This is a genomic window from Mesorhizobium sp. M0954 (assembly GCF_040319155.1).
Taxonomy (GTDB): Bacteria; Pseudomonadota; Alphaproteobacteria; order Rhizobiales; family Rhizobiaceae; genus Mesorhizobium.
Genome location: NZ_JAMYNR010000008.1, coordinates 135124 through 149345, shown reverse-complemented (window position 1 = coordinate 149345; position 14222 = coordinate 135124). Strand labels below are relative to the sequence as shown.

The 14222-nt window shown below is 62.9% G+C and carries 14 protein-coding genes; 8 read left to right on the top strand and 6 right to left on the bottom strand.

Features of this window, described 5'->3' with window-relative positions; translation table 11 throughout:
- Positions 1-25 precede the first annotated feature (25 nt).
- The 5 genes from NKH93_RS13565 to NKH93_RS13545 all read left to right on the top strand — a co-directional run bounded on the left by NKH93_RS13565 (position 26) and on the right by NKH93_RS13545 (position 4468).
- Positions 26-607: a cob(I)yrinic acid a,c-diamide adenosyltransferase gene (locus NKH93_RS13565; protein ID WP_023677949.1), complete on the top strand. Its 582-nt coding sequence runs from the start codon at positions 26-28 to the stop codon at positions 605-607.
- 22 nt (positions 608-629) lie between these two features.
- Positions 630-1433, top strand: coding sequence for a rhomboid family intramembrane serine protease (locus NKH93_RS13560; RefSeq protein ID WP_352820119.1), 804 nt, complete (start codon positions 630-632; stop codon positions 1431-1433).
- A 208-nt stretch (positions 1434-1641) separates the two neighbouring features.
- A complete protein-coding gene (locus NKH93_RS13555) occupies positions 1642-2391 on the top strand; it encodes an electron transfer flavoprotein subunit beta/FixA family protein (RefSeq protein WP_023677947.1) in 750 nt (249 codons plus the stop codon).
- A 154-nt stretch (positions 2392-2545) separates the two neighbouring features.
- Positions 2546-3475: an electron transfer flavoprotein subunit alpha/FixB family protein gene (locus tag NKH93_RS13550; RefSeq protein ID WP_023677946.1), complete on the top strand. Its 930-nt coding sequence runs from the start codon at positions 2546-2548 to the stop codon at positions 3473-3475.
- A 114-nt stretch (positions 3476-3589) separates the two neighbouring features.
- Positions 3590-4468 (top strand): 3-hydroxybutyryl-CoA dehydrogenase, encoded by an 879-nt coding sequence (locus NKH93_RS13545; RefSeq protein WP_023677945.1) that lies wholly within the window; start codon positions 3590-3592, stop codon positions 4466-4468.
- A gap of 8 nt (positions 4469-4476) precedes the next feature.
- Here NKH93_RS13545 and NKH93_RS13540 read toward each other — a convergent pair whose 3' ends face one another.
- Positions 4477-5115, bottom strand: a complete 639-nt coding sequence (locus tag NKH93_RS13540; RefSeq protein WP_352918386.1) for an NrsF family protein — start codon at positions 5113-5115, stop codon at positions 4477-4479.
- 7 nt (positions 5116-5122) lie between these two features.
- Complete coding sequence (locus NKH93_RS13535) at positions 5123-5665, bottom strand: sigma-70 family RNA polymerase sigma factor (RefSeq protein WP_352489432.1); 543 nt, start codon at positions 5663-5665, stop codon at positions 5123-5125.
- Positions 5666-5867: 202 nt separating this feature from the next.
- Between NKH93_RS13535 and NKH93_RS13530 the strand changes: the two genes are divergently transcribed.
- The 3 genes from NKH93_RS13530 (at position 5868) to NKH93_RS13520 (ending at position 9707) form a co-directional block, all read left to right on the top strand.
- Positions 5868-6875, top strand: coding sequence for an iron ABC transporter substrate-binding protein (locus NKH93_RS13530; RefSeq protein ID WP_352820118.1), 1008 nt, complete (start codon positions 5868-5870; stop codon positions 6873-6875).
- Positions 6876-7044: 169 nt separating this feature from the next.
- Positions 7045-8628, top strand: a complete 1584-nt coding sequence (locus NKH93_RS13525) for an ABC transporter permease (protein WP_352820117.1) — start codon at positions 7045-7047, stop codon at positions 8626-8628.
- Complete coding sequence (locus NKH93_RS13520; RefSeq protein WP_352615997.1) at positions 8625-9707, top strand: ABC transporter ATP-binding protein; 1083 nt, start codon at positions 8625-8627, stop codon at positions 9705-9707. The genes NKH93_RS13525 and NKH93_RS13520 overlap by 4 nt, the downstream gene beginning before the upstream one ends.
- Before the next feature lie 22 nt (positions 9708-9729).
- Here NKH93_RS13520 and ugpC read toward each other — a convergent pair whose 3' ends face one another.
- The 4 genes from ugpC to ugpB form a co-directional block, all read right to left on the bottom strand.
- Positions 9730-10797 carry a sn-glycerol-3-phosphate ABC transporter ATP-binding protein UgpC gene (gene ugpC, locus NKH93_RS13515; RefSeq protein ID WP_352489430.1) on the bottom strand — a complete coding sequence of 356 codons (1068 nt, stop codon included), beginning with the start codon at positions 10795-10797 and terminating at the stop codon, positions 9730-9732.
- Between the two features lie 7 nt (positions 10798-10804).
- Entirely contained in the window at positions 10805-11653 is an 849-nt protein-coding gene (gene ugpE / locus NKH93_RS13510) for a sn-glycerol-3-phosphate ABC transporter permease UgpE (RefSeq protein WP_352570555.1), read from the bottom strand.
- Positions 11654-11661: 8 nt separating this feature from the next.
- Complete coding sequence (gene ugpA, locus NKH93_RS13505; RefSeq protein ID WP_352683133.1) at positions 11662-12546, bottom strand: sn-glycerol-3-phosphate ABC transporter permease UgpA; 885 nt, start codon at positions 12544-12546, stop codon at positions 11662-11664.
- Between the two features lie 81 nt (positions 12547-12627).
- The gene (gene ugpB, locus NKH93_RS13500) at positions 12628-13938 is read right to left on the bottom strand and encodes a sn-glycerol-3-phosphate ABC transporter substrate-binding protein UgpB (RefSeq protein ID WP_352489428.1); all 1311 of its coding nucleotides are present in this window, start codon (positions 13936-13938) and stop codon (positions 12628-12630) included.
- Positions 13939-14222 lie beyond the last annotated feature (284 nt).

The window sequence follows — 14222 nt, the reverse complement described above, 5'->3', positions numbered from 1 at the left end:
CGCAGCACCAGCCGGGAGGTACCCCGTGGTCAAGCTCAACAAGATCTACACCCGCACTGGCGACGATGGCACCACCGGTCTCGGCTCCGGCGAGCGGCGGCTGAAATCCGACCTTCGCATCGACGCCTACGGCACGGTCGACGAGGCCAATGCCTGCATCGGCATGGCCCGCATTCATACCGCGGCAGTAAATCCGGCGATCGATGCGATGCTCGGCCGCATCCAGAACGACCTTTTCGATCTCGGCGCCGATCTGGCGGTCCCCGATAATGGCAAGCCGCTCGACTACGAGCCGTTGCGCATCATCGCCTCGCAGACCGACCGCATCGAACAGGATATCGATCTCCTCAACAAGGACCTTGAGCCGCTCAAATCCTTCGTGCTCAACGGCGGTACGCCGGCGGCGGCTGCCCTTCACCTCGCCCGCACGGTGGCCCGCCGCGCCGAGCGCATCATGGTGGCGCTGTCGCAAGACCCGGACGAGCACGTCAACCGCGAGGCGATAAGATACATCAACCGTGTCTCGGACTTTCTGTTCGTCGCCGCACGCGCGGTCAATGACAACGGAAATGCCGACGTGCTATGGGTTCCCGGCAAGAACCGCTGAAATCTGCCGAGCTGGGGACCTGATGTTCATCCCGCTTTACGACACCAACAGGCTGCGGCACATCAAGCTGCAATATGTGACGATCAGCCTGATCGCGCTCAACGTGCTGATCTACTTTGTCACCACATTAGGCGGCGAGGATTTCGCCAACGCCACGGTGATGGGCCTCGGTTTCATCCCGTCGGTTGTGCATGACAGCGTCGACCTCGCTCCGCAATTTGTCGTCATTCCGGAGAGCCTGAGCTATCTGACCTATTCCTTCCTGCACGCGGATATCTTCCACCTCGGCGGCAACATGCTGTTCCTGTGGGTGTTCGGCGACAATGTCGAGGATGCACTCGGCCACATCCGCTACCTCGTCTTCTATCTGCTTTGCGCCATTGCCGGCGCTTTCTTCCAGGGTCTGGTTGCCTGGGATTCGCGGGTGCCGCTGATTGGCGCGTCGGGCGCCATCGCCGGTGTGGTCGCCGCCTATCTGATCCTTTATCCGCGGGTGAAGGTATGGGTGCTGGTCTTCGCGCGCATCCCGTTGCGCATCCCGGCCTTCATCCCGCTGATCCTGTGGATCCTGTTCCAGATCTTCATGTTCTCCCAGGGGGGCGAGGATCAGGTTTCCTGGGCCTGCCATATCGGCGGCATCATCGCTGGAGCCGTGCTGGTGCTTGTCTTGCGCAGCCGCGGCGTACCGCTACTCGCCGGCGCAGACGAGGAGCCGGCCGTGGTCGCCGGTCCGGCGCCCGTAGCCGGGGAGCCGGCGCCAAGCGACCCACAACCTGCGCAGCCGGCGCCGCGCTGGGGCCGGGGAAGCGTTTCCGGTCCGGACTGAACCGATTTGAGTGCTTCGCCGAGGATCCGAGTGCGCCTCGGATATTGACGCGCGGGGTCGCCGCAACTACGGAAGCGCCACCCTACTGGCGTGGCGAAGACCAGAATTCCGTCCGGAATGTCGGCTTTCGACAACTATGAAGAGGTGCACGCTGCTATAGCGCGCCCGACGAGCGTGAAAAGACTATCGTGAAAGAGGTGGCAGGCAAATGAAGATCCTTGTGCCCGTGAAGCGGGTTGTGGATGCGAACGTCAAGGTCCGGGTGAAGGCGGACGGTTCGGCGGTGGAACTCGCCAACGTCAAGATGGCGATGAACCCGTTCGACGAGATCGCGGTCGAAGAGGCGATCCGGCTGAAGGAAGCTGGCAAGGCCGAAGAGATCATCGTCGTGTCGATCGGGCCGCAGCAGGCACAGGAGACCTTGCGCACGGCGCTCGCCATGGGCGCTGACCGCGCCATCCTGGTCAAGACCGACGAGCAGACTGAGCCGCTGGGCGTCGCCAAGGTGCTGAAGGGCGTCGTCGAGGCAGAACAGCCCGGCCTTGTCATTCTCGGCAAGCAGGCGATCGACGACGATTCCAACCAGACCGGCCAGATGCTGGCCGCACTTCTCGGCTGGGCGCAGGGCACCTTCGCCTCCAAGATCGTGCTCGACGGTGACAAGGCCACGGTGACGCGCGAGGTCGATGGCGGCCTGCAGACGCTGGAACTGAAGATGCCGGCGATCGTCACGGCCGATTTGCGGCTGAACCAGCCACGCTACGCTTCTCTGCCCAATATCATGAAGGCCAAGAAGAAGCCGCTCGACGAGAAGAGCCCTGCCGATTACGGCGCCGACGTCAAGCCGCGGCTTAAAGTGATCAAGACCGAGGAGCCGGGCGGCCGCAAGGCGGGCGTCAAGGTCAAGAGCGTCGCCGAACTGGTAGACAAGCTGAAGAACGAAGCCGGCGTGCTCTAAGGAAATCCGATGAGGCCGGCCTGCAAACGGCCGGTTCTCCGCTTCCGGTGCTCACGTACTGAAGTACGCTCCGCTCCGGTTCTCGAAACCAACCGTTTTCGACTCGGCCTGACCGGATTTCAGGAGCCTCGAAGACGAAAGTCAGGAAAACATCATGGCTATTCTTCTGATTGCCGAACACGACAACGCTGCGCTTTCCGACCAGACCGCCAAGGCGCTTTCGGCGGCGCTCCAGATCGGTTCGGACGTGCATGTGCTGGTTGCCGGCAAAGGCGCCAAGCCGGCAGCGGACGCCGCCGCCAAGCTCAAGGGCGTCACCAAGGTACTGCTCGCCGACGCCGACGAACTGACCGAGCGTCTCGCCGAACCGCTGGCGGCACTCGTCGTTTCGCTTGCAGAGCCATACGAGACGATCATCGCGCCGGCGACCTCGTCGGGCAAGAACGTTGCGCCCCGCGTGGCGGCGCTGCTCGATGTCGCCCAGATATCTGAAATCATCGAAGTCGTGTCGCCCGACACCTTCAAGCGGCCGATCTATGCCGGCAACGCCATCCAGACGGTGCAGTCCAGTGACGCCAAGAAGGTCATCACGGTGCGTACCGCTTCCTTCCAGGCAGCGCCCGAGGGCGGTTCCGCGCCGGTCGAGACGGTCCAGGCGGCGGCCAATCCCGGCCTGTCGAGCTTTGTCGAGAACAAGCTCTCCGAGACCGACCGTCCAGAGCTGACCTCGGCCAAGATCATCATCTCGGGCGGCCGTGCGCTGGGCTCCTCCGAGAAGTTCCAGGAGGTCATCCTGCCGGTCGCCGACAAGCTCGGTGCGGCGGTTGGCGCATCTCGCGCCGCCGTCGATGCCGGCTATGCGCCGAACGACTGGCAGGTCGGCCAGACCGGCAAGGTGGTAGCGCCCGACCTTTATATTGCCGTCGGCATCTCCGGTGCCATCCAGCACCTTGCCGGCATGAAGGATTCGAAGGTGATCGTTGCCATCAACAAGGACGAGGAAGCGCCGATCTTCCAGGTCGCCGACTACGGTCTCGTCGGCGATCTCTTCGTCATTCTGCCGGAACTGCAAAAGGCGCTTTGACGCCTTCTGCCAAAGCGTATTAAATTCTGAGGGGTGGGGTAGACGAAGTCGCCCCGCCCTTTTAGTTTGCACTGCACAAAAAACGGGCCGCAAAGGCCTCGACGGGATCGGGTAATGAGCAAGATCGAAACGATCGGCATCATCGGCGCGGGCCAGATGGGTGGCGGCATCGCCCATGTGTCGGCGCTGGCGGGCTATAAGGTGCTGGTTTACGATATTTCGCCCGACCGCATCGAAAAGGGCATCGCTACGATCAGCGGCAACATGGCCCGTCAGGTCGGCTCAGGCAAACTCGAGGAAAAGCTGCGCAATGAGGCTATGGCGCGCATTTCGGCGGCACCGGCCATGGCCGACCTTGCGGGCGCCGATCTGGTGATCGAAGCAGCGACGGAGGACGAGACGGTCAAGCGCAAGATCTACGCCCAGCTCTGCCCGCAGCTCAACCCCGAGGCCATCCTGGCGACGAACACGTCATCGATCTCGATCACACGGCTGGCTTCGCAGACCGACCGGCCGGAACGCTTCATCGGCATACATTTCATGAATCCGGTTCCGGTGATGAAACTGGTCGAACTGGTGCGCGGCATCGCCACCGAGGACCAGACCTTCGAGGCGGCAAAAACCTATGTGAAGCAGCTCGACAAGACGATCACCGTCTCGGAGGATTTCCCGGCCTTCATCGTCAACCGCATCCTGCTGCCGATGATCAACGAGGCGATCTACACGCTCTATGAAGGTGTCGGCTCGGTCGACGCCATCGATACCGCCATGAAGCTCGGCGCCAACCATCCGATGGGGCCGCTGCAGCTTGCCGACTTCATCGGGCTCGATACCTGCCTATCGATCATGCAGGTGCTGCATGACGGGCTGTCGGATTCGAAATACCGCCCCTGCCCGCTGCTGGTCAAATATGTCGAGGCCGGCTGGCTCGGCCGCAAGACCGGGCGCGGCTTCTACGACTATCGCGGCGAGCATCCCGTTCCGACACGCTGATCGCCTCGCTACCAGCGCACAAAAAGTCGTCCGCCGAGCGCCCCGAGCACGGCAAGGATGGCGACCGCGATCGTATACCAGGTGCCGACGAAAAGCGGCGAATCGTCGAAGCAATGCGCCGCATAGAAGGTCGCCGCCAGCCCGCCGGCAAGCAGGCCCGCGGCCGCACCGGCAAGCACCGGCCTTGTCGGCGCGCCATGGCGCAGCACCGCGAGAAAGACGGCAAGCGGGCCGATCCCGATCAACGGAATGAAGGTCAGGCAGATGACCCTGTTCGTGCCGACCAGGCGCGTGCCCCAGTCGGACGCAGGCACGGCGAAGAGTTCGAAAATCACAGCCACAATCACCAGCAGCGGCGCGGCGATCATCCAGCTCACCGCCCGGCCGGTCGATGCACCGGGCGTCGACAGCCCACGCACCAGGACAAAGGCGCTGACGGCAAGAGCAATCGTGAAGACGAATTTGGACAGGAACCGCATCGTGTGCATGGCGATCGCAATGTCGGGGCGCGGGCCGATCGTCAGCCAGAAAACCGCGGCCGCGATCACGATGGCCACGCCGGCGGCAAGCCACCAGGCGGTGCCTAGCGGCAGCGCCTTGCTGCGGGCATCGGCGTCAAGCGCCCTGATGAAATCTTCGGTCCTCATGTTATTCTTATTCCCGCCCCGCCCTGAACCGTTTGGCAATGGCGGCAAGCCCGCGGTGCAGTGACACCCGCACAGCCGTCTCGCTGATGCCGAATTTGGCCGCGGTCTCACCGATTGACCGGCCTTCGACCGATACGGCCGAGACGACGGAACGCTGTGCCGGCGACAGGCTGTCGAGCGCCCGGTTGACGTCGCGCTCGCTCACCGTCTCCGATTCCGGCTCGGCAAAGGTCTCGGCGATTTCGTCGATCTCGATCTCGATCCGCCGACCGCGCCGCCGGAACGCATCGATCAGCTTGAAGCGGGCTATTGCATAGACCCAAGGCAGCACCGGCGCATCATGGCGCCAGGTGTGTCGTTTCACATGAATGGCCAGCAAGGTTTCCTGCACTACATCCTCGGGATCCACCCCGCCCTGCACGATCTTGCGCCGGGCAAAGCCACGAACGAGCGCGGCGATCCGGTGCAGAAAGTCGGCATAGGCTCTTTCGTCTCCGGCGATCGCGGCCCGCAGCAGCCGTGAAAGCTCGGCTTCGTCCTTGCCGCTCACAAGAGTTCACTCCCCGATATTCGCGTCTCGGCGCTGATTTGTTACGTGGCCGGCGAAATAATATCCAAGGCAAATTAGCTGAGCATCACGAAAGTTTGCTCCTTTTGAGCGATTGAGTGGGCCAGCAATGTTGACTGCGCTAGTCATGTATTGATAGGTGCAGCGTGCCAAGCCAAAGCCAATCGAAATCGAGGACGACGCCATGAAATATGCTCTTTCCGCCCTTGCCGGTGCGACAGCACTTGCAATCAGCCTGATCGCCGGCCCGGCAATGGCAGAGGACGAGGGCATCGTCGTCTACAACGCCCAGCACGAAAACCTGACCAAGGCTTGGGCGGAGGGATTCACCAAGGAAACCGGCATCAAGGTTACCGTCCGCAATGGCGGCGACAGCGATTTTTCCAACCAGATTGTTGCCGAAGGCACCGCTTCGCCCGCCGATGTATTCCTGACGGAGAATTCGCCGGCCATGGCATTGGTCGAGGCGGCCGGCCTGTTCGCACCGGTCGACACCGAGACGCTGGCCCAGGTTCCGCAGGAGTACCAGCCGGCGAGCGGCAAATGGGTCGGCGTTGCCGCGCGCAGCACCGTCTTTGCCTACAACAAGACCAAGCTGAGCGCCGACCAGCTGCCCAAATCGCTGCTCGATCTCGCCGATCCGAGCTGGAAGGGCCGCTGGGCCGCTTCGCCCTCCGGCGCCGATTTCCAGGCGATCGTCAGCGCGCTTCTGCAGCTCAAGGGCGAGGCAGCGACGGCCGAATGGCTGAAGGCGATGAAGGAGAATTTTACCGCCTATAAGGGCAACAGCACGGTGATGAAGGCGGTCAATGCCGGCGAGGTCGAAGGCGGCGTGATCTACCACTATTACTACTACGGCGATCAGGCCAAGACCGGCGAGAACAGCAAGAATGTCGAGTTGCACTATTTCAAGCACCAGGACCCCGGCGCTTTCGTCTCGGTTTCCGGCGGTGGTGTGCTGGCCTCGAGCAAGCACCCGAAGGAAGCGCAGGCTTTCCTGAAATGGGTCACCGGCAATGGCGGCCAGGACGTGCTGAAAACAGGCGATTCGTTCGAATACGCAGTCGGCAAGGGCGCCGAGTCCAATCCGAAGCTGGTGCCGCTGGCCGATCTGCAGGCGCCGAAAGTCGACCCGACGACGCTGAACTCGAAAAAGGTGACCGACCTGATGACGGCGGCCGGCTTGCTTTAGCCGGCGTTCGTCCTAAAAGGGCAACCGACTGCGCTCCTGTGGGAATTCGCTTTCCACAGGAGCGCTCTGTTTTCAAGATGGCATTTGCCTATGACCACAAGCTACCCGCGAGATTATCCGCCGCCGATCGTTTCCGCCTCCGGGCGGAGCTGGCGCAACGTCTGATCTGATGCAATCCGCGATCGATCTCGCACGCCCAGGCTTGCCGGCCGACGCCACGGCCGTGCGGGCACGTCGTTGGTCGGTCTCATGGATTGCGTTGGCTGCCGTCTTTGTCTCGCTTTTCGCGCTGCTGCCGCTTGCCTTCATCGTCTGGGTGGCGGTGCAGACCGGCTGGGAAACGGTGGCGGCGCTGGTGTTCAGGCCGCGCGTCGGCGAGCTTCTGGTCAACACCAGCCTGCTGGTGGTGCTGGCGGTGCCGATCTCGATCGTGCTGTCGGTCACGCTGGCCTGGCTGACCGAGCGCAGCGATCTGCCGGGTGCCCGCCTATGGGCCTGGCTGTCGGTGGCGCCGCTCGCCATTCCGGCCTTCGTCCACAGTTACGCCTGGGTCACCATGGTGCCCAGACTGCACGGCCTGTGGGCCGGCGTGCTTGTGTCGGTCATCGCCTATTTCCCCTTCCTTTATCTGCCGGTGGCGGCGGCATTGCGCCGGCTCGATCCCGCTCTCGAGGATGCAGCGGCAGCCCTTGGTCTCGGCCCGTGGCGTGTGTTCAGGCGTGTCGTGCTGCCGCAGCTCCGGCTCGCTATTTGCGGCGGCTCCCTGCTGGTCGGCCTGCATCTCCTGGCCGAATACGGGCTCTATGTCTTCATCCGCTTCGACACCTTCACCACCGCGATCGTCGACCAGTTCCAGTCGACCTTCAACGGTCCCGCCGCCAACATGCTGGCCGGCGTGCTGGTGACCTGCTGCCTTGTGCTGCTCGGGCTGGAGGTGCTGGTGCGCGGCGAGGAGCGCTATGCCCGCGTCGGTTCGGGTGCTGCGCGCCAGCAGCAGCGCACGGGCCTTGGGCGCGCCACCATTCCTTGCCTGCTGCTGCCTGCCATTACCACGCTGCTGGCGCTCGGCGTGCCGTTCGCCACTATCGGCCGCTGGCTCATGGCCGGCGGCGCCGATGTCTGGCGGCTCGACGAGATCGGCCTGGCGCTTGGCCAAACGCTGTTCCTAGCAATTGCCGGCGCGCTGCTCGCCACCGTCGCGGCAATGCCGATGGCGTGGATTTCGATCCGCGCGCCGGGGCGGCTGCAACGCGTCCTGGAGGGCTGCAACTATATCGTCGGCGCGTTGCCCGGCGTTGTCATCGCCCTGGCGCTGGTCACCATCGCCGTGCGTATCGCCATGCCGCTCTACCAGACCCTGTTCACCATCCTGGTCGCCTATGCGCTGATGTTCCTGCCGCGCGCTCTGATTAGCCTCAGGGCGTCGATCGCACAGGCGCCGGTCGAGCTCGAACGCGCCGCCTCCAGCCTCGGCCGGTCGCCGCTCAAGGCGCTGTGGTCGACGACCATCCGCCTGTCGGCGCCGGGCGCCGCAGCCGGCATGGCGTTGGTCGCGCTGGGTATCATGAACGAATTGACCGCAACCCAGATGCTGGCGCCCAACGGCACCCGCACGCTGGCCATGGCGTTTTGGTCCTATAGCGGCGAGATCGACTATGCGTCGGCGGCGCCTTATGCCCTGATCATGGTGGCGATGTCGCTGCCTTTGACCTGGTTGCTCTACGTCCAGTCGAAGCGGATGGCCGGGCGATGAGCTTTCTCGAGCTGAGCGGCATCCACAAGCACTACGGGCCCGTGGCAGCACTTGCCGGCGTCGACCTCAGCGTGGCCAGCGGCAGCCGTACGGCAATCGTCGGGCCGTCCGGTTGCGGCAAGACCACCTTGCTGCGGCTGATCGCCGGCTTCGAGGCGCCGGACCAGGGCCGCATCGTGCTTGATGACGAGGTGCTGGCCGATGGCGACACGGCCGTGCCGGCGCATCGCCGCGGCATCGGGCTGGTGGCGCAGGACGGCGCTCTATTCCCGCATCTGAGCATCGCCGCCAATATCGGCTTCGGCATGGGGCGTCACGAGGAAAAGCGCAGTGAGCGCATCGCCGAGCTCGCCTATGTCGTCGGGCTGGACAAAGGTATCCTGAAGCGCCGTCCGCACGAACTCTCCGGTGGCCAGCAGCAGCGCGTCGCGCTCGCCCGCGCCATGGCCATGAAGCCGCGGCTGATGCTGCTCGACGAGCCGTTCTCGGCGCTCGACACCGGCCTGCGCGCCTCGATGCGCAAGGCCGTGGCCGAGCTCCTTGAAACCGCCGGCATCACCACCATCCTGGTCACCCACGACCAGGCCGAGGCGCTGTCATTCGCCAGCCAGGTCGCGGTGATGCGCGACGGCAAATTCTCGCAGGTCGGCACGCCGCGCGAGCTCTATTTCAAGCCGAAGGACAGGATGGTCGCCGAGTTCCTTGGCGACGCCATCGTCCTGCCGGCAAGGATCGCCGATGGCTTCGCCATCTCGCCGCTCGGCCGCATCGCTGTCGACAGCTCGGAGCGGCGCGACGTCGCCCGCATCATGCTGCGGCCGGAGCAGGTGTTGCTTAAGCGCACATCGCGTGAAGGCATGTCCGGCACGCCGGACATGCTGTTCGGCGAGGTGACAGAATCGGAGTTCGCCGGCTCGATGTGCACCATCGCGGTGCGTCTGTTGAACAGCCCCGATCCGCCCGACGCCGCCGCTATCGGCAATACGCCGTTGATCCTGCGCAAGCCGGGCATGGACGCGCCGGCGATCGGCGAGATCGTCCGGCTGACCGTGTCGGGCAAGGCGCATGTGTTTGCCTGAACGGTTTTGCGCAAGGCCGACTTCAATCGACCCGTTTGCCCGCCTGATCGAACCAATGCAGCTTTTCGGACCTGGCCACGACGCGCAATTGGTCGCCTGGCTTGGCGCTGGCGCGGCCTGAGACGCGCACGACGATGCGGCTGCCGGCTGCCACGCAATGGAGAAAGCTTTCGGCACCGACCGGTTCGACCGCTTCCACTGTTGCCGGCAGCGCGAGCGCGCCGGCCGGCGCCTCTGCCGCGAAGGTGATGTCGGCGTCCTCCGGACGAAAGCCTAGCGTCACTGCCTTGCCCTGTCGAGGCGCCAAGCCAATCACAGTACCGTCCGCCAATACCGAGCTTGGGGAGGCCTCTGTGAGCGCCAGCAGATTCATCGGCGGTGCGCCTATGAACGAAGCGACGAAGGTCGAGGCCGGTTTCTCGTACACATCAAGCGGCGCGCCGGTCTGCTCGACCAGGCCGGCGTTCATGACGACGAGGATGTCGGCCAGCGTCATCGCCTCAAGCTGGTCGTGCGTGACATAAACCGAGGTGACGCCAAGCGAGCGCTGCAGATTCTTGATCTCGATGCGCATCTGCCCGCGCAATTTCGCATCGAGGTTGGACAGCGGTTCGTCGAACAGGAAGACCTTCGGGTTGCGCACGATGGCGCGACCCATGGCGACGCGCTGGCGCTGACCGCCGGAAAGCTCGCGCGGGCGCCGGTCGAGCAGCGCCGAAAGCTCCAGCACCTTGGCAGTCGAGCGTACCCTGCTGTCGATCTCGTCATTCGGCGTGCCGCGGTTGCGCAGGCCATAGGCCATGTTGTCATAGACCTTCATATGTGGGTAGAGCGCGTAGTTCTGGAACACCATGGCGATGTCGCGCTCGGTCGGGCCAATGGCGTTGACCACCTTGCCGTCGATGGCGACTGTACCGGCAGAAATCGTCTCCAGTCCGGCGATCATCCTCAGCAGCGTAGACTTGCCGCAGCCGGAGGGGCCGACCAGCACGCAAAGCTCCTTGTCGGGAATGGCGATGGAAACGCCCTTCACGGCCTCAACGCCGCTGGGATAGATTTTCCTGACATCCTTCAGATCCACGGTCGCCATCGGCTTCTCACTTTTCGGATTCGACCAGACCGCGCACGAACCAGCGTTGCATCAGCACGACCACCAGGATCGGCGGCACGATGGCCAGCATTGCCGTGACCATCACGAGGTGCCATTGGGTGTCGGCATCGGCGAAGGAAACCATCTTTCTCAGCGCGATGACGATGGTGTTCATGTCGTTGCTGTTGGTGACGAGCAGCGGCCAAAGATACTGCGTCCAGCCATAAATGAAGAGGATCACGAACAGCGCGGCGATGTTTGTCCGCGACAGCGGCACCAGAATATCGAAAAAGAAGCGCCATGGCCCGGCACCGTCGACACGCGCCGCCTCGACCAATTCGCCCGGTATGGTCATGAAGAACTGGCGAAACAGCAGCGTTGCGGTGGCCGAGGCGATCAGCGGGACGATCAGGCCGGCATAGGTGTCGATCATGCCGAGATCGACCATCACCTTGTAGGTCGGCAGGATGCGCACCTCGACTGGAAGCATCAAGGTGATGAAGATCAGCCAGAAGAAGGTCATGCGCAACGGAAAGCGAAAGAACACGATCGCGTAGGCCGACAGGATCGAGATGAAGATCTTTCCCACCGCAACGCCGAGCGCCATGATCGTGGTGTTGAGGAGCAGCCTGCCGACGCTGACCCCGCCGATACGACCGATGCCGCCGAACAGCGCCTCGCTGTAATTGTTCCATAGCTGGCCGCCGGGCAAGAGCGGCAGGGGCGGCCTGAGGATCGTTTGCAGCGTGTGCGTCGAGGCAACGAAGGTGTAGTAGATCGGAAAAGCCACGATCAATATGCCGAGGATGAGCACGGCATGGGCGATGAAGGTGCGGAGCGGGGACTGGCCGATCATCGCTGCCCTCAGCCGTAGTGGACTTTGCGTTCCACATAGCGGAACTGGATTGCTGTGAGCGCGATGACGATGGCCATCAGGATGACCGACTGCGCCGCCGAGTCGCCCAGGATCAGATTGACGAAGCCGTCATTGTAGACCTTGTAGACCAGCGTCTCTGTCGTCTTGCCCGGCCCGCCGCCGGTGACGGCATGAACGATGCCGAACGTGTCGAACAGGGCATAGACGGTGTTGACGACCAGCAGGAAAAAGGTTGTCGGCGCAAGCAGCGGGAAGACGATGGTCCAGAAGCGCTTGGTTTCGCCGGCGCCGTCCATGGCCGCCGCTTCGATCAGCGTTTTCGGCACCGCCTGCAGGCCGGCGACGAAGAACAGGAAGTTGTAGCTGATCTGCTTCCAGGCAGCAGCCGACACCAGCAGGATCATGGCGTGGGTGCCGTTGAGCAGCGGGTCCCATACGACGCCGAGGCTTCTCAGCAAATAGGCCAACGAGCCGATCGAGGGATTGAACAGGAAAAGCCAAAGCATGCCGGCAATCGCCGGCGCCACGGCGTAAGGCCATATCAACAGTGTGCGGTAGAGGCCTTTGCCGCGCACGGCCTTCTCGGCCATGACCGCGAGCAGCAGGGCCACAACCATGGCAACGATCGCGGTCGCAAGAGAGAACACTACGGTGACCTTGATCGAGTTGAGGTAGGCCGGATCGGCCAGCACCTTCCGGAAATTGGCAAACCAGACGAACCTGCTCTTCAGCCCGAACGGGTCTTGCCTGAGCATCGACTGGTAAAGCGCCTGACCGGCCGGCCAGTAGAAGAAAACCAGGGTGATGGCGAGCTGTGGCGCCACCAGCAGGTAGGGCAGGATCTTGTTGGGAAATACGACGCGTGGAGACAGGCTGATTTCCCTCGCTATCCAGGTGTCGCCCACGCGAGCCCGCGTGGGCGATATTCCAACCGACTAACCGAGATAATCCCGTCAGTTCTCCAGCGCTTCCTTGATCGCGACGTTGCCGCGCGCAACCGCATTGTCGAGTGCCTGCTGGGCGGTTTGCTGGCCGGCCAGCATCTTCTCCAGCTCCTCGTTCTGGATATCGCGCACCTGCGGCAGATTCGGCAGGCGCACGCCCTTCGAGTTGTCGGTCGGCGCCTTGCCCGTCATCTGCAGGATGGGTGTCTCGCGGCCGGGGTTTTTGTCATAGAAGCCTGATTTCTTCGTCGCCTCATACGCGGCGAGCGTCACAGGCAGGTATCCCGACTTCTGGTGCAGATATTCCTGCACATCGGTCTTGGACAGATAGGCAAAGAAGGCGGCGACACCCTTGTATTCCTCGTCCGACTTGTTGCCGAACACCCACAGGCTGGCACCACCCGGCGTCGTGTTCTGTGGTGCGCCCTTGGCGTCGGTATCATACGGAAGCTGGCCGATGCCATAGTTCATGCCGGACTTGACGATATCGCCGAGGCCGCCCGACGATTCGGTGAAGATGCCGCATTCGCCGGCGAGGAATATCTGCTTGGCTTCGGAGGTGCGTCCGCCATATTTGAACGTGCCGTCCTTGGCCAGGCCAGCGAGCGCCTGGAAGTGGTTGACGAAAATCGGCGCATTGATCTTGAGTTCGACATCACCTCCAGCCAGGCCATTCTGCTGGGTGGCCCAAGGCACGTCATTCCACGCCGCGAAATTCTCCAGGTGGATCCAGGTCAGCCAGGTCGAGGTATAGCCGCAAGGGGCGGCGCCGCTCGTCTTGATCTTCTTGGCAGCTTCCCACACCTCGTTCCACGTCTTGGGCGGATTGTTCACGTCGAGGCCTGCCTTCTGGAAGATGTCCTTGTTGTAATAGAGGATCGGCGAGGAAGAGTTGTAGGGGAACGATAGCATGGTGCCGTCCGGCTTCGAATAATAGCCGACGATGCCGGGCAGATACTGGCTCTTGTCGAAAGTCATCCCGGCGCCGGTCATCACATCGGCCACCGGCTTTATCGCACCCTCGGCCGCCATCATCACGCCGGTGCCGACGTCGAACACCTGGAGGATATCGGGCGCTTGCCCGGCACGAAAGGCAGCGATGCCGGCATTCAGCGTCTCCGGATAGGTGCCCTTGAACACCGGAACGAGCTCATAGTCGCTCTGGCTGGCGTTGAAATCCTTGGAGATCTTGGCGACGACCTCGGCGTTGGCGCCGGTCATGGCGTGCCACCAGCTGATCTGCGTGACGGCGAAGGCGGAGGTGGTGGAAAGCAGGGTCACGGTGGCGGCGATACCGGCCGCAAAGCCGAAGAACTTCATGTTTCATCTCCCGTTTGTCATTGGCGAAAGGGGCACTTCCGCAAAGCCAATATGTGGCGCTGATGACAATCGGACAACGGTTTTATTGCGGATCAATGAACATCATTCCTTCCTAAAGTGCACTCGCTACTGAAACCGGGCGCCAGAAATCACATCACCGTCTTTTCGGCGCAGCGGCGTCGGTTTTCCCCCGAAAAGACCCGCCTCATGGCCCACGGGTTAACCATTCGTTAAAATCTCCAAGAGCTAATCAGTCACACCTCCCCTGTTAATTTTGGCAGACC